Source organism: Flagellimonas cixiensis (genome assembly GCF_042134615.1).
In the GTDB taxonomy this organism is placed as follows: Bacteria; Bacteroidota; Bacteroidia; order Flavobacteriales; family Flavobacteriaceae; genus Flagellimonas; species Flagellimonas cixiensis.
Map to the genome: position 1 here is coordinate 1,140,517 of NZ_CP169639.1, position 25,221 is coordinate 1,165,737.

At 38.9% G+C, this 25,221-nt stretch carries 22 protein-coding genes; 8 read left to right on the top strand and 14 right to left on the bottom strand.

The features are described 5' to 3' along the window. Positions 1-30: 30 nt before the first annotated feature. The 5 genes from ABT310_RS05060 to ABT310_RS05080 form a co-directional block, all read right to left on the bottom strand. The gene (locus ABT310_RS05060) at positions 31-2,850 is read right to left on the bottom strand and encodes a TonB-dependent receptor (RefSeq protein ID WP_375325660.1); all 2,820 of its coding nucleotides are present in this window, start codon (positions 2,848-2,850) and stop codon (positions 31-33) included. Between the two features lie 180 nt (positions 2,851-3,030). Continuing rightward, a complete protein-coding gene (locus ABT310_RS05065) occupies positions 3,031-4,614 on the bottom strand; it encodes a tetratricopeptide repeat protein (RefSeq protein ID WP_375325661.1) in 1,584 nt (527 codons plus the stop codon). Between the two features lie 143 nt (positions 4,615-4,757). Next, positions 4,758-5,018, bottom strand: a complete 261-nt coding sequence (gene rpmA, locus ABT310_RS05070; RefSeq protein WP_224836214.1) for a 50S ribosomal protein L27 — start codon at positions 5,016-5,018, stop codon at positions 4,758-4,760. A 24-nt stretch (positions 5,019-5,042) separates the two neighbouring features. Beyond that, a complete protein-coding gene (rplU, locus tag ABT310_RS05075; protein WP_375325662.1) occupies positions 5,043-5,582 on the bottom strand; it encodes a 50S ribosomal protein L21 in 540 nt (179 codons plus the stop codon). Between the two features lie 94 nt (positions 5,583-5,676). Beyond that, positions 5,677-6,132: a DUF4199 domain-containing protein gene (locus ABT310_RS05080; RefSeq protein ID WP_375325663.1), complete on the bottom strand. Its 456-nt coding sequence runs from the start codon at positions 6,130-6,132 to the stop codon at positions 5,677-5,679. Positions 6,133-6,316: 184 nt separating this feature from the next. Between ABT310_RS05080 and ABT310_RS05085 the strand changes: the two genes are divergently transcribed. From ABT310_RS05085 to ABT310_RS05095, 3 genes are all read left to right on the top strand, one after another. After that, on the top strand, positions 6,317-7,639 hold the full coding sequence (locus ABT310_RS05085) for a M16 family metallopeptidase (RefSeq protein ID WP_375325664.1): 1,323 nt from the start codon (positions 6,317-6,319) through the stop codon (positions 7,637-7,639). A gap of 1 nt (position 7,640) precedes the next feature. Beyond that, a complete protein-coding gene (locus ABT310_RS05090) occupies positions 7,641-9,713 on the top strand; it encodes a M16 family metallopeptidase (protein WP_375325665.1) in 2,073 nt (690 codons plus the stop codon). Between the two features lie 152 nt (positions 9,714-9,865). Next, the gene (locus tag ABT310_RS05095) at positions 9,866-10,300 is read left to right on the top strand and encodes a hypothetical protein (protein WP_375325666.1); all 435 of its coding nucleotides are present in this window, start codon (positions 9,866-9,868) and stop codon (positions 10,298-10,300) included. Here ABT310_RS05095 and gldD read toward each other — a convergent pair whose 3' ends face one another. Genes gldD through mutY form a run of 4 tightly spaced genes read right to left on the bottom strand, consistent with a single transcriptional unit; the run spans position 10,301 to position 13,704 of the window. Next, complete coding sequence (gene gldD, locus ABT310_RS05100) at positions 10,301-10,858, bottom strand: gliding motility lipoprotein GldD (RefSeq protein WP_375325667.1); 558 nt, start codon at positions 10,856-10,858, stop codon at positions 10,301-10,303. It lies immediately after the preceding gene. Continuing rightward, positions 10,848-12,158: a gliding motility-associated protein GldE gene (locus tag ABT310_RS05105; protein ID WP_375325668.1), complete on the bottom strand. Its 1,311-nt coding sequence runs from the start codon at positions 12,156-12,158 to the stop codon at positions 10,848-10,850. The genes gldD and ABT310_RS05105 overlap by 11 nt, the downstream gene beginning before the upstream one ends. Positions 12,159-12,181: 23 nt before the next feature. Continuing rightward, on the bottom strand, positions 12,182-12,643 hold the full coding sequence (locus tag ABT310_RS05110; protein WP_375325669.1) for a single-stranded DNA-binding protein: 462 nt from the start codon (positions 12,641-12,643) through the stop codon (positions 12,182-12,184). A 23-nt stretch (positions 12,644-12,666) separates the two neighbouring features. Then, on the bottom strand, positions 12,667-13,704 hold the full coding sequence (mutY, locus tag ABT310_RS05115) for an A/G-specific adenine glycosylase (RefSeq protein WP_375325670.1): 1,038 nt from the start codon (positions 13,702-13,704) through the stop codon (positions 12,667-12,669). A 124-nt stretch (positions 13,705-13,828) separates the two neighbouring features. On the opposite strand from mutY, the gene ABT310_RS05120 reads away from it, so the two are divergent. The 3 genes from ABT310_RS05120 to ABT310_RS05130 all read left to right on the top strand — a co-directional run bounded on the left by ABT310_RS05120 (position 13,829) and on the right by ABT310_RS05130 (position 16,477). Continuing rightward, positions 13,829-14,119 (top strand): HU family DNA-binding protein, encoded by a 291-nt coding sequence (locus ABT310_RS05120; protein WP_090293623.1) that lies wholly within the window; start codon positions 13,829-13,831, stop codon positions 14,117-14,119. 273 nt (positions 14,120-14,392) lie between these two features. Next, on the top strand, positions 14,393-15,943 hold the full coding sequence (locus ABT310_RS05125) for an Rne/Rng family ribonuclease (protein WP_375325671.1): 1,551 nt from the start codon (positions 14,393-14,395) through the stop codon (positions 15,941-15,943). A gap of 60 nt (positions 15,944-16,003) precedes the next feature. Continuing rightward, the gene (locus tag ABT310_RS05130) at positions 16,004-16,477 is read left to right on the top strand and encodes a regulatory protein RecX (protein ID WP_375325672.1); all 474 of its coding nucleotides are present in this window, start codon (positions 16,004-16,006) and stop codon (positions 16,475-16,477) included. Here the strand turns inward: ABT310_RS05130 and ABT310_RS05135 are convergent, their stop codons facing one another. Continuing rightward, complete coding sequence (locus ABT310_RS05135; protein ID WP_375325673.1) at positions 16,478-17,347, bottom strand: cupin-like domain-containing protein; 870 nt, start codon at positions 17,345-17,347, stop codon at positions 16,478-16,480. It lies immediately after the preceding gene. Between the two features lie 108 nt (positions 17,348-17,455). Beyond that, positions 17,456-19,285 (bottom strand): TonB-dependent receptor plug domain-containing protein, encoded by a 1,830-nt coding sequence (locus ABT310_RS05140; protein WP_375325674.1) that lies wholly within the window; start codon positions 19,283-19,285, stop codon positions 17,456-17,458. A 91-nt stretch (positions 19,286-19,376) separates the two neighbouring features. Between ABT310_RS05140 and ABT310_RS05145 the strand changes: the two genes are divergently transcribed. Beyond that, a complete protein-coding gene (locus ABT310_RS05145; RefSeq protein WP_375325675.1) occupies positions 19,377-20,873 on the top strand; it encodes a PLP-dependent aminotransferase family protein in 1,497 nt (498 codons plus the stop codon). 51 nt (positions 20,874-20,924) lie between these two features. On the opposite strand, the gene ABT310_RS05150 is transcribed toward ABT310_RS05145, so the two are convergent. Continuing rightward, on the bottom strand, positions 20,925-22,355 hold the full coding sequence (locus ABT310_RS05150; protein ID WP_375325676.1) for a flotillin family protein: 1,431 nt from the start codon (positions 22,353-22,355) through the stop codon (positions 20,925-20,927). A gap of 4 nt (positions 22,356-22,359) precedes the next feature. Continuing rightward, positions 22,360-22,935, bottom strand: a complete 576-nt coding sequence (locus tag ABT310_RS05155) for a hypothetical protein (protein ID WP_375325677.1) — start codon at positions 22,933-22,935, stop codon at positions 22,360-22,362. A 452-nt stretch (positions 22,936-23,387) separates the two neighbouring features. Between ABT310_RS05155 and ABT310_RS05160 the strand changes: the two genes are divergently transcribed. Then, on the top strand, positions 23,388-24,806 hold the full coding sequence (locus ABT310_RS05160) for an ArnT family glycosyltransferase (protein WP_375325678.1): 1,419 nt from the start codon (positions 23,388-23,390) through the stop codon (positions 24,804-24,806). A gap of 18 nt (positions 24,807-24,824) precedes the next feature. Here the strand turns inward: ABT310_RS05160 and ABT310_RS05165 are convergent, their stop codons facing one another. After that, positions 24,825-25,211: a DUF2007 domain-containing protein gene (locus ABT310_RS05165; protein ID WP_375325679.1), complete on the bottom strand. Its 387-nt coding sequence runs from the start codon at positions 25,209-25,211 to the stop codon at positions 24,825-24,827. Positions 25,212-25,221: the final 10 nt, after the last annotated feature.

Here is a 25,221-nt window from a genome sequence, read left to right on the forward strand (position 1 = left end):
ACAAGTGCAATCCACTAGTTTTGACTGCTATTATTTTTTGAACAAATCGTACTTAAGTCCAACAGTCAAACGTTTTTCGTAAAATTCCATTTGCATGGTACGTTCTTTTGACCCCTGATAGTAACGTAATGGCTGATTGGTGATGTTGTTTAGACTTGCGTAAATTCTTAGGTTTTTATTGATGGCATAATTGGCATTCAAATCCAAGAAAATCTGCTTGTCATAATATCTGTCTTCAAAATTGTTGCCGCCCAATTCGTCTAGGTAAGCATCTGAAAAATTAAATGACAATCGAGCACTAAATTTATTATCCGCATAGCCCAACGACCCATTGAACATATTTGGGGCTGTACCTGGCAAGTCGACATCCTCCCTTACCTCATCCTCGTTTGTGATACCATCGGTTGAGGAGGTCAACCACGTATAGTTCATGTACAAACTAAAGTTTTTGGCAAATCCTGGCAAGAAATCCAGTTGTCTCTGAAAAGCAATCTCCGCACCAAAAATGGATGCACTATCCCCGTTCTTTGGTTGTTTTAAATTATAATTTGTCTCTGCATCCCTGGACAATGATGGATAGATAAAATCTTTGATGTCCTTGTAGAACAATCCTCCAGAAATGATCCCTACAGATTCAAAATAATGTTCTGCCATTACATCAAAGTTCATGGATGTGGTTGGATCCAAGGCCGGATTTCCCATCTCAATTTCTTCATCTTCGTTAATTACATTTCTATATGGAACCAAGTCAACATAATTGGGTCTTGCAATGGTATTGGTCCATGCCAAACGAAGAATGGTGTTGTTGCTAGGAGCATATCGGAAATGCAAACCGGGCATTACATTGGTGTAAGTGTGTTCATCTTCAATTGGGCTAACTCCAACAAAATCTCCTTCTTCATCATACTCTACATTATTACCGTTGCTCTCCACCTTTGTGTTCTCCAATCGCACACCTGCAATCAAAGACAATTTATCGGTAAGTTTTTGGTCGAACATCAAATATGCTCCGAACACTTTTTCCTTTACATCATAATTACCTGCCAAATACTCCTCCAAAACATCGGTTTCTTCAAACAAGGTACCGTTTGCAAAATCGAGACTTCCTAAAAATTCTCTGGAAACATACTCCCCTGCCACGTATTGGCTTCCTGCCAAGAAATCTTTGGTTTGATCGGATAGTTCAACATCGGTCATGTTATCAAATCCACTTCCGGTAGGCTCGTATTCAAAAAAGTTGTTGTCGCGAACTTTGTTCTTGGCTCTGTAACGACCACCAAATTTGATGAATCCATCACCAACACCAAAGATGTCCGTCGGCAATTTAAAGTTGATAAATGCATTGGTATCTTCTTCATCGGTATACTGGTTTTCTTCGGTAAACTCTTTCAATTCAAAATTTGATAGAGCTGCGTCCGAGGCATTTGCCGCCCTAAAAGAAGGATAACGAGGGTTCGATAAATCTGCTGCAATTGGAATGGCATCCCCAAGTTCATATTCTGCGTAGCGTTCGTTCAAGCGCTCTTCCGATGCCTTGGCATAAGAAGCCATCCAATCTACCTCTAAGGAACCGAATAAATGGTCCCCGCCAAGACTATAGTTTTGCATGCGCTGATCTTCTAATCTGGTGTTTTTATTTCGACTATTGTCTATACCACCCTTGGTCTGTCTTCTAATTTCTCCTTCATAACCAACAACGGTCTCGGTTCCATCGGCAAAAACAGGTTCCATTTTTCTAAATCTAAGTCTGTACCTGTTTTCAAAATCGTCGCGCCAGTTGTACATACTTTTAAAGTAAATACTATTGTTGGCGTCGAAGGTATAATCAAAATTGGCAGAAAAACTTCTGCGGATACGTTGTACCAAATAGGTCCTTACATCTGACTCTTCTACAAATGGAGACACCTCGATATCTTCTCCGGTAATTGGACTTTCTGCTTCGTTAATCCATTCGGCCTCTACATTGTCTGAACCAAAATCTACGTTATTGTAGGAAGCGGCCAACATGTATCCAAACTTGCCATTTTTTGAGCGGTCACCAAATAGGAAATTGGCATTATAGATTGGCTTATCGTTGATAAAACTTAGACCTGACCCCAAGGTAGCCGAGAGTCTAAAGCTTTGTGGGGAAGAGCGGGTCACCAAGTTTACCGAACCTCCAAGTGCATCACCATCCATATCGGGAGTCACCGCTTTGTTTACTTGAATGCTCTGGATCATGTCCGATGGAATCAAGTCCATCTGTACATTTCTGTTATCACCTTCCGCTGACGGAATACGGCTACCGTTCAAGGTTACAGAATTTAACTGTGGGGCAAGTCCACGAACTATAATGTTACGGGCCTCACCTTGATCCACCTGCATGGTGATACCTGGAATACGTTTTACCGCATCACCAATATTGGCATCGGGAAACTTACCGATCTGGTCTGTAGAAACCACATTGGTAATGTTCATGTTGTTTCTTTGGGTGTTCAACGCACGCGATTGGCCGCTTAGGCCATAGGCAGTTACCTCAACTTCGTCCAATTCCATGTTAGTATGGCTCAGCAGAATAGTTACGGCAGTTGTTTTACCGCTGTTTACCGATACAGATTGCTCCACGTCTGAGTAACCCATATAGGTTACTTTTAAGGTATAGTTTCCTTCTGGAATACCTACCAAGGTAAATTTACCGTCAAAATCGGTAATGGCGCCTTTGGAAATTGCTTCAATATATACGTTGGCTCCAGGAACATAAATACCGTTTTCATCGGTAATGGTTCCTTGAATATTTCCTGTTTGTGCTTGGCCGGAAAGTGCTCCAAACACCAAAAACAGCGTTACAAAAAAGAGTTTTGTTAGGTTCATCAGTTGAAATTTGAATTAAATAAATTAGTCGCTCAAAACTATGTATATCAACTGTTTATGATTTAAACTAAATGAGAACAAAACAAGAACAAAACGAAAAATGGGCATAAACAACAAGGCAACAATTACAGTTTATTTACATGCGATTAACTTTATGTAAAGAGATGGGGCGAAAAGCGCCTAAAGGTCAACCATAAAGTTTACCAATTCCTCTTTTTGGTCGATGGGCAATTTTTTTCTGAGACGATAGCGAGCCACTCGAACACTATCTGGAGTAACTCTTAAAATGGAGGCAATTTCCTTTGAGGATAAATTCAATCGTAATAACATGCCCAATCGGAGTTCAGCAGGTGACAAACTATTTTCGGATAGGTTGGACAGTTTTTTTATGAACTCTGGATGAATTTCCTTGAAAAAGGACATGAACTCATCCCATTCATTTTCTTCTTGGAGATTACGGTCTATTTCTTTGACCAGAGTCTTTATCTTTTCCGAAGTGTTCATGTGTTTTCGGGATGCGATATTGGTCAAGGTATTGGAAAGATCCAACAAGATTTTATTCTTTTGGGAAAGATGTAAACTGTATCTCGACAAGGAAGATGTTTTGAGCTGCACTTCACGTTGTAAATTTTTCTCTTCTATCGCTTTCTTTTCCAATTCCGCTTTAAGCATGCGTTGTTTGTATTCTTGTAATTTGATTTTGGCTTCTTTTTTTCTGCCCAAATAGAAATACAAAATGGTAAGAATAACCACCAATGCAAAAAGTGATACCCATAACACATTCTGATTTGCTCTATTAACTTTGTTTTGCTCTTTTAACAACTTAATTTCTGCTTCCTTCTTATTCGTCTCGAAAATGGTTTGAAGCACATTTAATTGATCACTATTTTGGGAAGTGATCTTTTGATTTTTGAATTTTGAAGACAACTCTAAATAGGAATGGGCTTTCTGATAGTCACCCATTCGAGCATAGGTCTTGGACAGGTCTTTGTGGGCGCTTTCCAATTGATGCAAATCGTTGAGATCTTCTGCCAAAACCAATGATTTTGTGGTGTACTTCAAAGCTGTTTTGTAATCTCCGGTTTTCCGATAGGTATCCCCTAAATTATTGAGCACATTGGTTTCTTCAACGGTGGCACTACCCTCGAAAAAAGCATATGCTTTTTCAAAGTATTGATGCGCTAGTTGGTATTCCTCAAGATCTTCATAAATACTACCAATATTTTCATTGGTGAGTGCGATTCCAAAAGAATCCTTTAATTTTTCAAAAAGGGATAAGCTTTGCAATTGATCTTCAAGAGCAGCAGGGTATTCTGCCTGTTTCTCATGACTTGCTCCCAATAAGCCCGCCGAAATAGCCCAACCTAAATCATAATCGAGATTTCTTGAAGCTTGTAAAGATTCGGTAAAATGTTGTTCGGCCAATTCGTATTTACCCAAAGACAAATATACTTTTCCAATATTATTGTTAAGAGTGATGAACAACCTATCCGAGAACGAAGTTCCAAGTTGTTCCAAAGCTAGATTGTATTGTTCTGTGGCTTCTGAAAATAGGCCTAGGGAATGATAGTATTCTCCCAATTTCAGGTATGCCCGAGCAATGCCTTTTTTGTTTTCAGGCTGTTGTTGAGATTTCTCAAGCTGTTCTTTCAGTGAAAAATATGCAATTTGATCTTCAGCAGAGGATTGCGCAAGACTTGAACATGGAAATAAACCACAACCAATCCAAAAGAAAATCAAAAATACCCAATTGAGATTGCCCACTTCTTGTGTTTAAAATAAACGTACAAGTAAACCAATAAGGCTAAACAGAATATTACGGCTAGGTTATAAAACCTTTAAAAGTACCATAAAACAAAAAGGCCCCACTTTAGTGGGGCCTTTTTTATATTATATAGGTCTTTGTCTTAAGCTTGGAAAGGCTCGATGGAAACAAAAGATTTACCACCTGATTTTTTCTCAAACTTTACAATACCATCAACCTTGGCATGCAAGGTATGGTCTTTTCCTGCGTATACATTGTCTCCAGGGTTGTGCTTAGTACCACGTTGTCTAACAATAATGTTACCAGCAACAGCTGCCTGACCACCAAAAATCTTAACGCCAAGACGTTTCGATTCTGATTCTCTACCGTTTTTTGAACTACCTACACCTTTCTTGTGAGCCATGATATATAAATTTTAGTTCGTGTCTTATTTACTTAATGCTTCGATAAGCTCGGCTTTCTTCATTGAAGAGTAACCGTTGATTTCTTGGGCTTTTGCCATTTCTTTCAACTCAGCAACAGTTTTGGAACTCAAATCCTCAGTTGCTTTTGGAGCTTCTTTTTTGGGAGCTGCTGCTTTAGCTTCTGCCTTTTTAGGCTCAGCTGCAGGTTTTGCTTCCTCTTTGGCTTTAGCTGGAGCTGCTTTCTTTGCACCTTTAGCTACAATACCTTCAACAACAATCTCAGTCAAATATTGTCTGTGACCGTTTTTCTTTTGGTAACCTTTACGTCTTTTCTTTTTGAAAACAATTACCTTATCTCCTTTAAGGTGTTTTACAACTTTGGCCTCTACAGCCGCACCTTCTATGACCGGGGCGCCAATGGTTACGTTACCACCATCTTCCAAAAGAAGAACTTTATCGAAAGTAACTTTTTTACCTTCGTCTTCCTGCAAACGGTGAACGTACACTTTTTGGTCTTTTGCAACTTTAAATTGCTGCCCTGCCATCTCTACAATTGCGTACATAATGCGTTGATTAGATTAAAATTATTCCGCTTTATCAAAATTAGCGGGTGCAAATATACTGCTAAATCCTTAATCTACAAGTATTATTGATGTTTTACCCCAGAATTTTTTTGGTGTTGTTGCTTGTTTTGAACAATTGCATAAAAGAGAGCGTTAAAACCAAGGTTGTGGCAAATCCCATAATGGTCACCGTAAAAAATACGATGCCCTGGAAATTCTGATAATCACTGGCCCAAGCAGAAGAAAGGTGGTTTAAAAATTCGACATCCAACTCTGTTGAATAAAATGCGAAAAATATGGTAAACAATAGTGTTGCGACAAATCCAGTGGTCAGGCCAGAAGTAAAACCGCTGCTATAAGTGAATGCATCCCCGCGCCGCAATTTTTCATATTTAATGGTTTCATAAATACCGAATCCGGTAATTACGCCATTGAACAAACTATAAAACACATTGGTGTGTTTTCCCATGATTGCCAAAATCAAAAAATAGGCAATCAGCACTGCACTGGTGACGATGCCAAATCTAATGGGTAATGTTAATCTTTTCATTGCCTTGTTTTTTTATATACACTGTTTAATGTACTGAATGTTTGCGAATTATGCCACTTTTTAAAGTTAAGAGTTTCTTATCGGCCGTATATCTTCCTAATTTTATTTTATATTTAACGTAACATCAATCACCAAATCACTACCAACCTCTCAACAACATCAATTTTAAATACTAACTATTACGATGAAAAAACATTTGTTTTCAACATTAACATTGCTCTTTTCAGGAATTTTGCTTTCCGCTCAGGAGGTGAATTTTGAAGAGTACGACCTGGACAACGGTCTACATGTGATCTTGCACCAGGACAATTCGGCCCCTGTGGTCACCACCTCGGTAATGTACCACGTGGGCTCTAAAGACGAAGACCCCGATAAAACAGGATTCGCCCACTTTTTTGAACACCTATTGTTCGAGGGCACCAAAAACATTGATCGAGGTGAATGGGACCAAATCACTGCCGCAAACGGCGGAAGAAACAATGCCAACACCTTTTTGGACCGAACCTATTATTACGAGGTTTTCCCATCAAACAGTTTGGAGGTGGGTCTGTGGCTCGAATCAGAGCGTTTAATGCATCCCATTATCGGCCAAGTTGGGGTGGACACCCAAAAAGAAGTGGTGCAGGAAGAAAGAAGACTCAGAACAGACAATGCCCCCTATGGTGCGTTTTTTGAGCAGATCTTGAAAAATCTCTACACCAAACATCCCTATCGTTGGGGTGTAATTGGATCTCTAGACCATTTGGCCAGTGCCACCTTGGATGACTTCAAAAAATTCAATCAGACCTATTACGTGCCCAACAATGGGGTTTTGGTAGTGGCTGGGGATTTTGAGACCGCCAAGACTAAAAAAATGATCGAAGATTATTTTGGACCTATTCCAAGAGGTGCAGAAATAAAACGCCCAGATGTAAAGGAAGAACCGATTACTGAAACCAAATTTGCAAAGTATTACGACCCAAACATTCAAATTCCTGCCATTCTTTTAGCTTATAGAACACCAGGTCAAGGACAACGGGACGCCTATGTGATCAATATGATCTCTACCTATTTGAGTGACGGGGAAAGCTCCAAACTTTATAAAAAATTGGTGGATGAAAAGAAGATGGCGCTTCAAATTCTTTCCGTACCTATCGATGCCGAGGATTACAGCTCTTACATTGTTGGAGGCCTTCCGGTAGGAGACAACTCCATCCAGGACATCAAAAAAGAAATAGATGAAGAAATTTTAAAACTTCAAATGGAGTTGATTTCTGAAAAAGATTATCAAAAACTTCAAAACAAGTTCGAAAATCAATTTGTGAATGCCAACAGCAGTGTGGAAGGCATTGCCAACTCTTTGGCCGAAAATTACATGTTGAAGGATGATACCAACCTTATCAATACGGAAATCGATATTTACCGCTCCATTACCCGTGAGGAAATTATGGAAGTTGCCAAAAAATATTTGAAGGTGAACCAACGTATCGAGTTGGAATATTTACCAGAACAAAAAGACGCTAATTAAAATGAAAAAGTATATTGTTTTAGCCGCACTGTCACTATGCATGACAGTCACTTACGCTCAAATAGACCGAACTACCCCACCAAAACCAGGGCCAGCCCCTCAAATCAACCTAAAAGAGCCTGCACGTTTTGAACTCTTAAATGGTTTGAAGGTGCTTGTGGTCGAAAATCACAAACTACCTCGAGTCAGAATTCAATTGTCCATTGACAATCCACCGATTTTGGAAGGAGATAAAGCCGGTGTATCAACACTTACCGCCAGCATGATGGGCAAAGGATCTAAAAACATCCCTAAAGATGATTTTTATGAAGAAGTAGATTTTCTGGGCGCCAATATTTATATCGGTGACCAAAGTGCTTTTGCAAGTTCCTTATCTAAATATTTCCCAAGAATTTTGGAATTGATGGCCGATGCTGCCCTTAATCCAAATTTTACCCAAGAGGAATTTGAAAAGGAAAAAGAGAAAATCCTAACCGGAATTAAATCCGAAGAAAAGGATGTTTCCGCCATTGCCGCAAGGGTACAAGGAGCACTGGCCTATGGCAAAAATCACCCTTATGGGGAGTTTATGACCGAGGAGACCGTAAACAATGTTACGCTATTGGATGTGGAGGAGTTCTATAGATCTTATTTTGTCCCTGCCAACGCGTATTTAGTGGTTATTGGTGATGTTGAGTTCGATAAGGTAAAAGAATTGGTGACAGAAGCCTTCACGCCATGGACCAAGGCAGCACCACCATCCTTCAGCTATTCAGACCCAAAAGATGTACAATACACACAAATCAATTTTGTGGACGTACCCAATGCCGTGCAATCGGAAGTGGCAGTGGAAAACATCACCCATCTAAAAATGAAGGATGAGGATTATTTAGATGCGCTTTTGGCCAATAGGATTTTAGGAGGAGGCTCCCAAGCCCGTTTGTTCAAAAACCTACGCGAAGATAAAGGGTACACCTACGGCTCTTATTCTGGAATTAGGGCAAACAAATTTAGTCCAATGCGTTTTGACGCTTTTGCCCAAGTACGTAATGCGGTTACCGATAGCTCTGTGGTTGAGATTTTGAAAGAAATTGATAAAATGACCTCGGAGTTGGTTTCCGATGAAGAATTGGCCAATGCCAAATCCAAATACGCAGGAAGTTTTGTAATGGCGCTTGAAAAGCCTGAAACTGTAGCCAATTATGCTTTGAATATTGAAACGGAAGACCTTCCAAAGGATTTTTACAAGACCTATTTGGAGCGCATAGATGCCATCACCAAAGAAGATGTGCAAAAAGCGGCCCAAAAACATTTTTCCACTACCAACGCCCGAGTAGTGGTTACTGGAAAAGGAAGCGAAGTTTTGGAAAACCTGGAAAAAGTAACTTTTAAAGGGAAAGCTGTACCCGTACTTTTCTATGACAAGTATGCGAACAAAACAGAAAAACCAGACTACAATGCGGCAGTACCTGAAGGAGTGGATGCCAATGCAGTTTTGGAAAAATATATTGAGGCCATTGGGGGAAAATCAAAATTGGAAGGCGTAGAATCCTATTCCATGATGGCGGAAGCAGAAATGCAGGGCATGAAATTGGAACTTGAAATGAAAAAAACATCCAAAGACCAATTTATGCAAGATGTAAAAGTAATGGGCAACTCCATGCAAAAACAGGTTTTGGACGGCGATACCGGTTATGCCGTTGTTCAAGGGCAACGAAAAGACCTATCTCCAGAAGAAGTTGCCAAAATTAAGGAAGAGTCTGCCGCCTTCCCAGAATTGAATTATTTGGCTGCCGGAGATATTGCACTGGAAGGGATTGAACCTATTGGAGACAAAAAAGCCTATAAATTAAAAATCAGCGATAGTAAATCAGCATTTTATGACGTTGAAACCGGCTTGAAACTTCAAGAAGTGAATACAGAAGAAGTGCAAGGGCAACAAATGACAAGCACTTTGGGCTATGGCGATTATCAAGAAGTATCAGGAATCAAATTCCCATTTGTCATCAAACAAAGCATGGGACCGCAGAACTTTGAATTTAAAGTAATGGAAATAAAAGTGAACGAAGGGGTCGATGCCTCTGATTTTAAATAATTACATGCGTTCATGATAAAAAGGCGCTCCAATGAGCGCCTTTTTTATGCCATAATGATTGTATGCGAACAACCAATTCTTAATGATTTGTAAACTTCTGTTATTTCCATTCCCTATTTTTCATGCGTATTTTTGCATGTAAATATTTAATCATGCGCAACATCTTTTCCTTACTTCTTATCGCTTCCCTTTTTATCGGATTTTCTTGTAAAGAAGAACCCAAAGAACAAGAGGGAGTAGCACAGTTGAAAAAAATAATTGCCATACACGATGAAGTGATGCCAAAAATGAAGGATATCGGAAAACTTGTCGGGCAATTAAAACCACTGGCGGATTCTACGGAAGTGGGACAAAAGTATGATGTGGCCATGAAAGACCTTCAAGATGCCCATAAATCCATGATGGAATGGATGCAGGATTTTGGCAATACTTTTGATTATGGTCAAACTATGAAAGGGGAACCACTTACACCCAAACAATTGAAATTGCTCGATGCAGAGGAGGAAAAGGTAAATGTTGTTAAAGAAAAAATCAATGGCAGTATTGAAAGAGCCGAGGCCCTACTGACCGAAATCAAAGAAGATTAATCACTCTTTCCAACGTAAACTTTCCATGATTCTTCGGATGTCGTTCTGCAAATACATCGCTGCAGGTAAAATGGAGTCGTAGTTGGGTTTCGCGTAAAAGTATAACGAACCTGTTACAAAGTGGTTTGTACTGTCGGTCACATAAAATTGTGATTGGGATGCTGCATTTCCGCTTACTTCATAAAACATGCCGTAAACCCGGTCTTCATCGTTGATAAAAGGTTGTTCCACAATATTATCAGCCTTAACCGCGTGCTCGTAAGATAGTTTTTGGGCATCAATAAGCAAGGTATCCAAGTTGTCGGTCACTGGTTTATAGGTAAGGTAAATGGATCCCTTCATCATGGGATAATCCAAAACCAAGGAACAATCCTTGTTTTCCTTTAAGATTGAAAGGCTGTTCTGGTCGAATGTATAAATACAATCCTCGCCAGCTATTTGATATTTCGCGGTGGGATACTCCAATTTTAGCATGGCCTTAGGTTTGGGCAAAACCTCATCTTTACAACTGGTGAACAGAACTGCCAATACTAGGTATAATAAAATGCTATGCTTCATGGGGCAATGTTACTTTTACACGTTTCAACCTTTTTTTATCCATACTTTCCACGATAAATTGGTAGTCTTTAAATAAGATTTTCTCTCCCAATTTTGGAAAGCTACCTGATATTTCAAGCACAAAACCTGCTATGGTCTCAGATTCTCCTTTTTTGTTTTCGAATAATTCTTCGTCCTCAATTTTCACCACTCGGTAAAAATCTTTTAAAGCGGTTTTACCATCAAAAACATAATTGTAATCGTCCAATTTGGAAAAAATAAGGTCCTCATCATCAAATTCATCACTGATATCCCCAACAATCTCCTCGATAATATCTTCCAAGGTTACAATTCCAGAAGTCCCACCATATTCATCCACCACCACGGCCAAATGGTTCTTTTTATCCTGAAATTCCAACAATAGATCATCCAGCTTTTTGTTCTCGGGAACAAAATAAGGTTCACGAATCAAGGACATCCAATTGAAACTTTTTCGGTCGATATACGGCAATAGATCCTTTACATAAAGAACACCCAAAACATTGTCCATATTTTCCGAAAAAACTGGAATTCTGGAGTAGCCATTCTTTTTAATCTCTTCCATCACCTCCAAAAACTTCATGTTTTCGTTTAGGGCAAAAATATCGATACGAGGGCGCATTACCTGTTTGGTGTCCGTGTTCCCGAAGGTTACAATACCTTCCAATATTTTCTGCTCTTCCTTGGTGGTATCTCCTTCAGATGCCAATTCCAAAGCCTGTGACAAATGGTTAATGCTCAAATTGGATTTTTTCTTGCCCAATTTATCTTCCATATATAAGGTAGCGGATCGCATGGGGGAGCTCAAGGGTGTGAACAACCAATTTAGTCCTTTAAGGGGCAGGGCCATAAATTGTGAAAACTGAACACGGTTTCTATTGGCATAAATTTTAGGAAGGATTTCACCAAACATCAAAATGAGAAATGTGGCCACCACAACTTCCAACAAAAAACGAAATGTGCCATCTATTCCTTCAAAAAGCGTATTGCCAATACTACTGAACAATAAAACTATCCCAATATTTATGGCATTGTTTGTAATGAGGATAGTGGCCAACAATTTTTTGGGTTTTTCCAATAGTTGAACGATCAACTTGCTCTTGGAAGAATTCCCTTCTTCCATTTCATTCAAATCGGTTTGAGAAAGACCAAACATGGCCACTTCGGCAGCAGAAATCAATGCCGATCCTGCCAAAAGAACTACAAGCACAATAATTTTTATAGTGAAGATTCCACTAAACGCTGTAAATAGTAACACCAAACAATGGGGCTCGGGATCCAAATTGTATTGCTTTAAACTTTGTTTTAGAATGGTAGGTCGTCATCTTCCTCCTCAAAATCTTGAACAGGAGCTGGCGAACCAGTTGGTTGTTGTTGTGTAGGTTGACTTTGTGGTTGACCTCCAGATGGCTGGCTGCCTCCACTTTCATTCTTATTGGTTAAAAAGGTAAAATCTTGAACATGCACTTCAGTGGTGTATCTGGTATTTCCATCTTCACCTTGCCATTGCCTGTTTTTTAATCTACCTTCTACGTATATCTTATCTCCTTTGCTGAGATATTTTTCGCAGATTTCGGCGGCTTTGTTTCGCACTACAATGTTATGCCAATCCGTATTGGTCACCTTTTCACCTGTTTGCCTATTGGTATAGGTTTCGTTGGTGGCCAAAGGAAATCTACCAATACATCCTCCACCTTCAAAATAGTGTACTTTAACTTCGTCGCCTAAATGCCCGATCAGCATTACTTTATTTAATGTTCCGCTCATATCTCTTTAATTAATCAAAAGTACTAAATTTTCAATGTCTTGATGAAATCTGCAACCAAAACTGGTACTGGATATTCTTCAATCTGCTTCCATAGGATGGCATTTTCAATTTGTTGCGAAGTTTTTGCCATCCAAAACTGGGTATACAAATGTTGATGGGACAATTTGTGCACGATAGCGTCCTTATTATATAAGGATATGGATTCTGTTTTTGGAAGTTCATCTTTTTCAATCAATATTTCTTCCAACTCTTCCAATTGAAGTTTTTTTTCGGATTCCACCAACGGAAACTGGTACAGATGCTGCCAAATACCTTTTCCTTTTCGCTGTTCCAGTATGGTATTCTGGTTCCCATCTAAAAATACTATATAATTAAAGTATCGATTTCGGATTTTGGTCTTTTTCAACTTAACGGGCAATTGGGCTACTTTATCTTTTTTAAGGGCCAAGCAACTTTCATTTAATGGGCAGGATTCACAATCCGGATTTTTTGGGACACATTGCATCGCTCCAAACTCCATAATACCTTGATTGTAGTCCCGAATGTTTTCGGCATCCATCACTTCACGAGCCAGTTCCTTAAAATATTTGATGCCCTCTGTGCTATTAATAGGAAGTTCCACATCAAAATATCTTGATAAAACACGGTACACATTGCCATCCACAACAGGTTCTGGTGCATTAAAACAGATAGAGGCAATGGCACTTGCAGTATAATCCCCTACTCCTTTTAATGATTTTAACATTTTAAAGGTATCTGGAAATTGTCCTTTATAATCGTTCGCCACCATTTTGGCCGTGGCATGTAAATTTCGCGCTCTGGAGTAATATCCCAGCCCTTGCCAAAGTTTTAAAACCTGTTCCTCAGAGGCATTGGCAAGGTCCTCCACTTTCGGAAAAGCTTCTATAAACCTGTAATAATAAGGCATTCCTTGCGCTACCCGGGTTTGTTGCAACATTATTTCCGACAACCAAATTTTATAGGGATCACGGGTACTTCGCCACGGTAGATCTCGTTTATTTATATGATACCAGGTTAAGATTTTACGGGAAAAAGTCATATACTAAAATACTATAGATCAAAAGTATCAGTTTAAATACTTAAAATTAAAGGGTTAAACCGAAAGATTAATTTTAATGTTTATATTTGCAAGCCGAAAAAAATTAGAAAAATATTTAGACGAAATGACGAAAGCAGATATTGTAACTAAGATCTCAGAGAAATTAGGTATTGAAAAAGGAGACGTACAAGCGACAGTGGAATCTTTTATGGAAGAGGTAAAAACTAGCTTGGAAAATGGAGACAATGTTTATTTAAGAGGTTTTGGTAGTTTTATCATTAAAACCAGAGCTGAAAAAACAGGTAGAAACATTTCAAAGAACACTACCATCAAAATCCCCGCACACAATATTCCTGCCTTCAAACCGGCAAAAGTTTTTGTTGAAGGAGTAAAAACAAACGTACAAGTAAAATAATATAATTAACAACACTAAAGGAGAGTAATATGCCGAGTGGAAAGAAAAGAAAAAGACACAAGGTAGCTACCCACAAGCGTAAGAAGCGCAGAAGAGCTAACCGACACAAGAAAAAGTAGTTGTAACAACTACTTTTTCGTTTTACATGTAAACGTTCTTTGACATAGAGATTCTAAGAATTTGAATTTCAGTCGGTTCGAAAAATAACCGATACCATATATTGTTTAATCATTTGTTCCTATGATATATAGGTTCAAATAAAAATCGATTCAGGTGAATAGAGAATTAATCGTAAGATCTACACCAGAAGCAGTCGATTTTGCCTTATTAAAGGATGGAAAGCTTACCGAATTACACAAGGAAGAGGACAACAACAACTTTACAGTAGGGGATATCTTCCTAGCCAAAATCAGGAAACCCGTTACCGGCCTTAACGCGGCATTTGTCAACGTAGGTTATGAGAAAGATGCGTTCCTGCATTACCATGACCTTGGTCCGCAACTGTCCTCCATGTTGAAATTTATCAAAAAAGTTAGAATGGGTAAATTAAAAGATTTTGCCCTAAAGGACTTTCCATTTGAAAAAGACATTGACAAGAATGGCAGCATCACCGATGTTTTAAAAGCCAATCAGTCATTACTGGTACAAATTGTAAAAGAACCTATATCCACCAAGGGCCCAAGAATCAGCTCCGAGCTATCGATTGCCGGACGTTATTTGGTCATGGTCCCATTTTCCGATAGGGTCTCGGTATCCCAAAAAATAGCGAGCAAAGAGGAAAAAGACCGGCTTATTAGACTTGTTAAAAGTATTAAGCCCAAAGGATTTGGTGTAATTATCCGTACCGTTGCAGAAGGCAAAAAGGTTGCAGAACTGGACAAGGATCTTCAGAACTTGTTGTCCAAATGGACCAACATGTGCAAAAAACTGCACAAAGCGCCCCATCCATCAAAAGTTATGATGGAATTAAACAGGGCATCGTCCATCCTTAGGGATGTGTTCAACGACTCCTTTACCGGAATTCATGTTGACGACGAAACGCTTTACAATCAAATTAAAGATTATGTGCATGAAATTGCACCAGATAAAGAAACTATTGTAAAGCAATACACCGGTTCGGCCCCAATTTTTGAAAAATTTGGCATTGAGCGACAGATCAAAACTTCTTTTGGTCGTACCGCATCCATGAGCCGAGGGGCATACCTTGTTATTGAGCATACCGAAGCACTTCATGTTATTGATGTGAACAGTGGGAATCGCTCCAACAAGGCCAAGAACCAAGAAGATACCGCATTGGAAGTAAACTTATTGGCCGCATCAGAAATTGCAAGACAATTACGCTTGCGAGACATGGGCGGAATAATCGTAGTTGATTTTATTGATATGACCCGTGGTGAACACAGAAGAAAACTCTTTGATCACCTTCGCGAAGAAATGAAAGACGACCGCGCAAAACACAAGATTTTGCCACCCAGTAAATTTGGACTGGTTCAGATAACCAGACAAAGGGTACGTCCAGAAATGAATATCAAAACCAGCGAGGAAAAACCCAATATTACAGGTGCCGAAGTGGAAGCTCCCATAGTGTTGATTGACAAGATTCAATCGGACCTAGAGCGCATCCTTAAAGGAAAGTTCGCCAATAATGGAGTAATTTTAAACATACATCCATTTATTGCTGCCTACCTTACCAAAGGATTTCCTTCCATTCGTTCCAAGTGGTTCAAAACCTATAAAAAGTGGATTAAAATCCAACCTAGGGACGCCTATACCTACCTTGAATACCGATTTAAGGATAAAGATGGTAAAACCCTTAGGCCTTAATGAATATATAAAGCGACTCCAGCAATGGGGTCGCTTTTTTGTTTTATGTACTTTTGAAACATGCAGTTCACCAAAACCTACACCCTTACCGAAGCTATCAGAAAAATGGAGCACTACTGTGCCTATCAGGAACGTTGCCATAAAGAAGTGGTGGAAAAACTAAAAGGTATGCGCATGATTCCCGATGCCATAGACCATATTATTGGGCATTTGATACAGGAAAACTACTTGAATGAAGAACGCTTTGCCAAGAGTTTTGCCCGTGGTAAGTTCAATATAAAAAAATTGGGGAAAAACAGAATTGTTAGGGAACTCAAACTACGAGATATTTCTGCCTATAACATTAAAAGTGGCCTGGCCGAAATTGAAGAAACTACTTATTTAACCACCTTGGATGAACTTTCCAAAAAACGATTGGAGCAAATAAAAGAGACCAACCCGCTTAAAAAAAAGAAGAAATTAGCCGATTTCCTTCTTTATCGTGGGTGGGAAAACCATTTGGTTTACGATAAAATCAATGAGCTGATTCACTGATTATTTCTGTACCAACAACTTTTGGGTTCGTAGAATGGCCTGTTCGTTTTTCCAATCAATCCACTCCTGCCCTTTTAGCCTACGCATAAGATTATCAAAATGGCGCATCACAAAAATATTGTAAACAGCTTTGCCAAAATTCTTGGGTTTTCTGGCAATGGCCCTTAAACTCATGGAGAATCCAGGGGTGATATATTTCATGTGGTGCCAATAACCTTCGGGAATATACAAAACGTTGCCATGCTCCAAATGGGTTATGTGGCCTTTAGCTTTCGACAGGGCTGGCCATTTCTCCAAATCTGGGTCTGCGAAATCTATATCCTCCCTGGTAATCAAAGAATGTGGAATTTTATAAAGAAATTTGGTTTCCTCCTGTGAAAAGAGAATACATTGTTTTTTTCCTTCAAAATGAAAATGAAAAATATTGGCCAAATCAATATCGTAGTGCATGAAGGTATGCGAATCCTCACCTCCAAAAAAGAGCATGGGCAATCCCTTCATCAACTTTAAACCAAAATCTGGATAGCTGTAATCATTCTGAAGTACAGGAACCTCTTTTAAGATATTCCAAAGAAAAATTCGGTATTTGGTAGGCCCACTTTTAAGCAAATCCACATATTCCGACATTTTCATCTGGGCGTGTGGTTCGTTAAATCCCTCATCGTGCTTTACCGGACGGTCGTCATATAAAGGCACTTGTTTATCCCCGGCAACTTCCTTCATGTAATCCAAGTTCCATTTGGAATATGCAGGCCAATCCTCAATAAAGCGCTCAATGACTACTGGCTTTTGGGGCTTGAAATATTTTTTGAGAAACTCCCTTTTGGTCAGGGTCTTTTCCCGAGGTATTTGTTCAAGGTTTAGCTTCAAGATTTCAAGGAGTTTGAAATCACTAAATTAATAAAAGGTTTTTATATGGTTCCTAAAACCACTCTTTTGGCATCGATTTAGCTTTCTCTTAGGCTGCTACGTTTTGCTCTATTTAAAACTATATCGCAAGCCAAATAGAACATTACTTGGCGGCATGGGCACAAAGCCAGACTCTATGTAATCTGCATCGAAAATATTGCTTGCAGTAATGGTAAACTCTGCCTGTTTTACTTTTACAGCCAATGATGCATCCCAAACATTATAGGTTTGTCCCGTAGTACGTTCTGCATACTTATAAATTATATTTTGACGTACGTTTTTGAACAATTGCGTGCTTAATCGTGTGGTATATTGATGTTTTAGCGTGTTCAAAGAGTAACGGGACAGTTCCTCGTTTTGATCTAAAATATTGTCGTCTAAAAACGCATAGCCTACACTTAAGGTTTGCATAAAGTCTTTGAACTTAAAATTATAAGCAGCATCCAACTCTAAGCCTTTGGTATTTACTTCCGTAATGTTTGTAGCCATAAATACGTCTTCAGAAACATCATTTCTAATATAATCTATTAGATTGTCTGCGTCTCTGTTAAAAATCGCAACAATGGCATTAAATTCAGGAGTGGTGTACTTTAAGCCTATTTCTTGTGCAAAGGCTTCTTCTGGCTCCAAATCTGCATTACCACTGGTAACTGGGTCGTTATAGAACAGATCTGTATAGGTTGGCACGCGGTAGGTATAACCAATATTACCATATACTTTAAAAGTATTGGTAAGGTTATACCCTATATCCAATCCAGGGAATGCTTTAAACTTAAAGTCAGAAAAATAAGTAAGTGCCACACCAGGAGTAATATCCAACTTGTTATCTGCTATGCTAAAACGGTGCTCTAAAAACACATTGGACATGAAACGGTTTCGGTTGCCCAGGTTATTACTTCTTAGATAGATTTTAGAAAACTCTATCCCAAATCCTGTAATCCCCAATTTAGAGACATAAGAGGCATTGGTTTCTACGCCTATTTTATTGGAAATATGCATGTTTCTGTAAAAACTTGGGTCACTTCTTCTCAATAGAAACCAATCTTGATTACGTTTCCAATAGATTCTTGGCTGTATTTTTAACTTGTTTTGCTGAAAAGTGGTAGAAAATGCCAATAGGCTGTTTTGGGTTTCTTCGTACTCATGAAATGTAGGGTTGGTGGTATAAAAATTCTCCGCCCCAAAATTACGCTCCAAGAAAGTAGCCGTCATTTGTATAGGCTGTGCATTTTTATTGAAAATACTTTTCAAGTAATAATTGCTGTTGTCGTAATCGGAGTTAGTTCTATATCCCTCAGATGTCATCCTACCCACGTGAATTATATGAGTCGAATTTTCCTTATCAACACCAGCAGTTGCACTGCCGTTTAATTGCCCAAAAGAACCGGCTTCTACATTTAAGGAAACGGAATTATCCAAATTCTTCTTGGTAATGATATTAATCGCGCCAGCAAATGCATTTTGTCCAAAAACCCGCGCTGCCGGACCTTTTATAATTTCTATTCTTTCTATAACCTCCAATGGCAAAGCTGCGTTCATGGTATGGTGACCCGTTTGCGCATCGTCCATTTTAACGCCATCTATTAATAATAAGGTTTGGTCAAACCCACCACCCCTTATATACAAATCTGCTTGGCTGCCACCAGTACCACGTCTTCTAATATCCACACCCGCAACTTGTTGTAGCAAATCTGCCACATTCACAGCAGCACTATTTTTAATATCATTAGAGGTTATTATGTTTATGGTTCTAGAATTTTCCTTGAAAGGCAGGTTAATACGGTTTGCGATTACTACAACTTCGCTTAACGAATCTACCTTAACAGCGTCCTCTTCTTGTGCTTGTAGTTGAACAACACCGGCTATTAAAATCGCATAAAACAAAAATGGTTTCTTCATTATCTAATTAAGCTAAGTTTTTAAGTCAATTTATAATATGCTACAAAAATCCTAACTTTCCGGACGATTAAACTAGTCCAGTATTAAAACAATGAATAGTCCGGTTTTAGATGTGTTGGTCAAACTAGTAGCTATAGACAAATCAATTGTACAACCCGCATATGTACAGGTGGCACAACAAATCACAAACGCCATTCAACGTGGTTATTTGGAAAAAGGCAGCAAATTACCAGGAACAAGGGTTTTAAGTAAGTTATTGAACGTTCATCGCAATACGGCTGTGGCCATCTATGATGAATTGGCCTCGCAAGGTTGGGTAAACATCATTCCTAACAAGGGAACTTTTGTTGTAGTTCCAGAAGATTCCAAAGTAAAAATCAAAGCGACCGCCCAGCATATCAATCAAGTTTACGAGTATCCAAAAACACCAGGATTCCATTTCCAACAATCCTTTAATCTAGCCTCTACCAAAGAGCAGACCATTGCCAAATATTCTATAAGTGATGGTAAGCCCGATTTAAGATTACATCCCGTGCACCAATTTTCTAGGTGGTATAGCGCTGCAATGAAACGAAAGCCTTTGATCAATAAATGGAATAGAACCAGTGCCTTGATTCCTTCTGTTTTTAGCACGCAACTTTGCAACTACTTAAATACCACCAGGGGCTTCCATATAAAACCAACAAATATATTGAATACCCGAAGTACGGAAATGAGCCTGTATATTGTTTCACAGGTATTAATTAATCCCGGCGATTTGGTGTTGGTTGGAGTACTAAGCAATTATGCAGCCAACATGATATTTCAACAAGCTGGGGCTAAAATAAAAACAGTACCTGTAAATGATGAGGGATTGGATATTGGTTATGTAAATAAGCATTTTATACATGAGCAGATTCGTTGTATTTATGTTTGCTCCAATAGGGACTATCCTACAACCACAACCTTAAGCACCAAAAGAAGACTGCAATTATTGGAATTGGCCAAAATCCATGGCATTGCCATAATTGAGGACGATTATGACCATGATTTTCAGTTTGAAGGGTCTTCCATGTTGCCCATGGCCAGTGCAGATGCCAATGGGAATATTATTTACTTGGGTAAACTGGGACAGTCTTTATTTCCAAGTTTTCATACTGGGTTTGTTGTGGCGCCAGAACAGGTAATTTCCGAAGCCAATAATTACTTGCAGTTATTGGATACCCAAGGAGACCTAATACAGGAACAAATGCTTTCGGAACTAATATCCGAAGGTGAAATATATCGGCTCAAGAAAAAAAATATAGTCACCTACAAACAACGTAGGGATGCTTTATGCACTTTTTTAAATGAATATTTTGACGACATACTTGATTGGCAAATACCTTCTGGAGGGCTTGCCATGTGGTTGCAATTTAAAAAACCCATATCCTTGGTAAAACTAGCCGAAGAAGCTGAAAAACTGGATTTATTCTTGCCAAAAACCATTCTCTATCAAGATAAAAATACCTGTGCCATACGTTTTGGGTATGGGCATTTAAACGAGGAGGAACTTAAAATCGCAATTGAAAAATTAAAACAAGCTTATGTAAAGTTGGTAGCAGCTTAAAATAAAAAGAGACCATTTAAAATGGTCTCTTTAATGCATGTTTTCTATAAACTATTCTTCTTCCGAGGTCTCTTGAACATCCTTTTCTTTTGATGCTCCTTGCTCATCTCCCTTGTCTTTTCCTTTTAAGTATTCTGGCAATTCCATTCCTGCCATATTGAACATTTCTTGCAAAGGTGGTACTGATTTGTACATCCCAGAGATAAAATTGGCGGTCGAATTTTTACCATCGGCAGATTGACTTCCTGAATCCCAAACCGTAACCTTATCAATCTTAATATTTTTAATGGCCTCAGCTTGTTTTTCAACCAATTCTGGTAATTTATCTGCAATCAGTAAAAGAACGGCATCCTTAGGACTATTACCTGCGGCCTTAACAATTTTATCCAAACCTTCGGCCTGTTTGGTCAATACTTCAAAAATACCCTTTGCTTCTGCCTGAGCTTTAAAAAGAATTGCATCCGCTTCACCCTTGGCTCTTCTTCGAATCATTTCAGCTTCAGCCTCAGCCTCAATTTCCACTTTCTGTTTGTCAATTTGTGCTGGAATCACGATATCTGCCATTTGGGAGCTACGTTCCCTCTCAGCCCTTGCGATTTCCGCATCACGTTCGGCAGAATATGATTCTTCCAATGCCTTTGCAGCCTGTACCTTTTCGGAAGCAATTGCTGTTCTTTCTGCTTCTGCTTCGCGTTGCCTTCTTAAGGAATCTGAATTGGCTACATCAATTTTAGCAACGTTTTCACCTTCTACCGCTTTTGCGTTAGCTGCGGCCACTTGAGTACGTTCATCTTGTTTGGCATTGGCTTCACCGATAGAACCATCCCTATTCTTTTCGGCTACTGATTTCCTCGCTGCATTGATTGCATGCGCAGCGGCTTCTTTACCCAATGCTTCAATATAGCCAGATTCATCAACAATATCCGTGATATTTACGTTGATCAACTTTAAACCTACTTTTTTAAGCTCGGACTCTACACTCTGTGAAATATTGGTCAAAAATTTATCCCTGTCAGAATTAATTTCTTCAATATCCATGGACGCGACTACCAAACGAAGCTGACCAAAAATGATTTCTTTGGCCAGATCCTGTACCTCTGGCAAGCCAAGGCCCAACAAACGCTCAGCTGCGTTTTGCATCACACCTGGTTCCGTAGAAATACCTATGGTGAACCTAGATGGTACATTCACCCTAATGTTTTGCTTACTCAACGCATTCTTTAAATCTACCTCTATGGAAATGGGCGTTAAATCTAAATACTCATAGTCTTGAATAACGGGCCAAACAAATGCAGCACCACCGTGAATACATTTTGCTGAATTTCCTGTTCCGACCTTTCCATAGACAACAAGAATACGGTCAGAAGGACACCTTTTATACCTCCGAATGAAGGATATAATAATGATAAAGAAAAATAGAATGGCGAAGCCGATGGCCAACAATGTGGCACCTCCACCCATCTGTAATGGTAGTGTTAGCATATGATTATTTATTTAAAAGATTAACGATTAATATTCCTGTATCAGTCACATCATGAACTTTTACGACATTCCCTTGAACCAAATCTTGGTCCTCGTCCGTTAGTGCCGAAAGCTCTCGTAAGGTACCTTGCACATTTACCGATACTTTGCCAATTCGAGTACGATTAGCACCAATAGTTAGGTATACTTCTCCTATTTGATTTACCGCATTGGACAATTTTAGTGTACCGCTACTCTGCAATTTGGCCAAATAATAAAACAAGGAGGCCATAGCAAGCATCATTAAAAGTCCACACACTACTGAGATTACAACAGTAATTCCTGTAGACAATTCATTTTCGATACAGGCAATTCCAGACCAACCAAAAATGGTGAAAAAGCCCATCAAATTTTTAAAGGATAGAAATTGAAAATCAATTCCAGTATCGGCTTCAATATCGGTATCCACATCCCCCAAATCATCCACATCCCCTCCAATTAAGGTCGTGATTACAAGAACCAAAAGGATGGCTGAACCAGCAATGGCAACAATCCAATAAACTTTTTCAAACACAGTTAATGCAGTAAACCAATTTTCCATGGCAACAAAATTTAAAGTTGGTATTAGGTGTCAATATAATACTTTGTGCAGAAATTCTGATAGCACTAAAGTTATCTTTTGGAAAGCAAAATCGACACAGCGTTACTGACAAAGCCTGCGACATGGACCATAATTTAATTTATGGTTTATGGAAGTTCTTGGTAAGTTCCGAACGGAATGGATATAGGCCTCTGGTGGTTAAGCATTAAAACAGTCATTTCAAAAACTGATCGAGCCAGAAGCTCCGAAGGTGTGACCTACTTTCCATTTATAGGTAGTTAAAAATGAAGTTTTGTTACATTACACTTTTTCCAAGACTACAGAATCACTCAAAACTTTCAAATTTATCTATCTTGCAAAGATGATAGTTAATAGGTAAAATAATTTAAATTATAGTGCTTAAAAATTCCCCCAACCTCGACTTCAAACTGCTTAATTGGAAAAGTGTTTTTTTGATTTTGTTCCTTCTAGCCCTTTTTATAAGGTTTCCATTTTTCTTTAGGGACTACATAGATCGTGATGAGAGCACCTTTATTTTAATGGGACAATCTTGGGTAAACGGCTATTTGCCCTATATTCAACTATGGGACCTAAAACCGCCCATTACATTTTTCTTTTTTGCTGTGATCATTAAGGTTTTTGGAAAAAGCTTTTTTGCCATCCGTTTTTTCGGAACCCTTATAGTGGCACTTACCGCTTTGTTCACCTATGGAATCGCTAGTAAAATCTCAACCAAGAAAGTGGCGTTTTGGGTTGCCGTTTTTTGTATCTTTTTTTTAAGCTTGTTTGGAAGTATGCAAGGAGTGATGTCCGAACATATTTGCATCTTCTTTTTTATGGCTGCACTTCTTATTTTGTTTTTGAAAGATAGCCCAAAATGGTTTTTTACTGCTGGACTTTTATTGGGGCTTTCGGTGATGACCAAGTTGAGTATGGCCTACCCCGTATTAAGTTTAGGCATCTATTTTTTATGGGATGGATTTCATAGCAAACAACTTAAATCTATCCTTAAAAACCTTGTCTTCATGGGAGTTGGATTTATGCTGACCATTGGTTTAACCGCATTACCCTATTTAATGCAAGGTGATCAAAAAATATGGTGGGAATCCGTTTTTGTTGCTCCGGTAGCCTATTCTGAAGGAAAATTTCATTCCCCTTTAAATACCCTTCCCTTTGTTGTGGTTTCAGTTGTATTTTTTTATATCACATACAAACAGAAACTATTGAATTTCCAAAGTAAACCTATTCAAATCCTCCTTCTTTGTATTACAGGAGTTTTTCTATCCTTTGCACAAACGGGAAAAGTAAATGGCCATTACCTTATTCAATTATACCCTTTTATTCTTATTCCGGTTGGTATCGTTATTGCGCAACTTCCCGAATTGAACAAAAAATACAAACGAATTGCTATGGTGTTACTGGTGCTAATACCCATGGAATCCTATTTGGAATATGGCGACATTATTGTGAACAAAATAGAAAATGGCACCTTTTTTAATGGGGAAGGTGTTGCCGTTCCCCAATATATTATGGACCATAATCTAGAGACTGAAAACATTTTCTTTACTGAATATCATATTGGGTATTGGGTATTGGGAGCAACTCCGCCTACAAAAGCGGCCACCCATCCCAGTAATATTACTCGCGACGAATTATTCCCGCAAATGCGAAACCCTAGAAATACAGGAATGGAAGAACTTCGGTATATTATGGAAGTTATCCAACCTAAAACATTGGTGGCACGAAAGGGCAAAGAGATTTTCGACAAAAAACTCTTGGGATACAATGAATATATCGATGCTTACTTAGAGAAGCACTATCAACTTACCGCAACGGTGGGAAGAGGACTTATTTATCAACGTTTAGAATGACTCCAGTTACAAATAATTTCATTGAACGGGTCTAGTGATAAAATTGCATTGCATGCATTGGTACTTTTTCGGCTCAAAGAACGGAAACAGTTTATAGAAGACATTGCTTCTTGAGTAATAAATTTCGGATTTGGTCGCCTTACAATTTGGGCAGACCACAGGTTTGCCAAAATCGTCGGTGGCGTAGTTGCGGACTTCATCAAAAATTTCCTTGGCTCGCTCTTTGTCGGTCGAGTAGACTTGAAGTTTTACTCCACCCAATGCAGCACTAATCAAAGGGTCCGAATTAATAGTAGCTTCATCCCTTAAAAAAACAGGGATGCCCTCTGCTTCCAATTTGCCTTTGATAACCACAGCGTCTGCAGGAAACTCAAATGTCCCCAACGTATGAAATTCGGTTTTCATGCTTCCATAT